This is a genomic window from Aeromonas sp. QDB14, assembly GCF_027707845.1.
GTDB lineage: Bacteria > Pseudomonadota > Gammaproteobacteria > Enterobacterales > Aeromonadaceae > Aeromonas > Aeromonas caviae.
Window position 1 is genome coordinate 1 of the sequence record NZ_JAPCJD010000228.1, and the last position, 518, is coordinate 518.

Here is a 518-nt window from a genome sequence, read left to right on the forward strand (position 1 = left end):
TATCAGAAGTGATCTGCACCAATCTCGACTATGCTCAATACTCGTGTGCACCAAAGCGAGGTGAGCATGGCGACGGACACCCCACGGATTCCAGAACAAGGCGTGGCCACTCTGCCTGATGAGGCTTGGGAGCGTGCGCGCCGTCGTGCGGAGATCATCAGTCCGTTGGCGCAGTCGGAGACGGTCGGGCACGAAGCGGCCGATATGGCGGCTCAGGCGCTGGGCTTGTCTCGGCGCCAGGTATACGTTCTGATCCGGCGTGCCCGGCAAGGCAGCGGCCTCGTGACGGATCTGGTGCCCGGCCAGTCCGGTGGAGGTAAAGGTAAGGGGCGCTTGCCGGAACCGGTCGAGCGCGTCATCCACGAGCTACTGCAAAAGCGGTTCCTGACCAAGCAGAAGCGCAGCCTAGCGGCCTTTCACCGCGAAGTCACTCAGGTGTGCAAGGCTCAAAAACTGCGAGTGCCGGCGCGCAATACCGTGGCCTTACGGATCGCTAGCCTTGACCCGCGCAAGGTCAT

The 518-nt window shown here is 62.4% G+C and carries 1 protein-coding gene; it reads left to right on the plus strand.

The annotated features are described in order from the left end of the window. Window positions 1–66: 66 nt before the first annotated feature. Window positions 67–518 (plus strand): helix-turn-helix domain-containing protein (locus PG887_RS22650; RefSeq protein WP_205741398.1); only part of this gene is annotated, 452 nt, incomplete at its 3' end.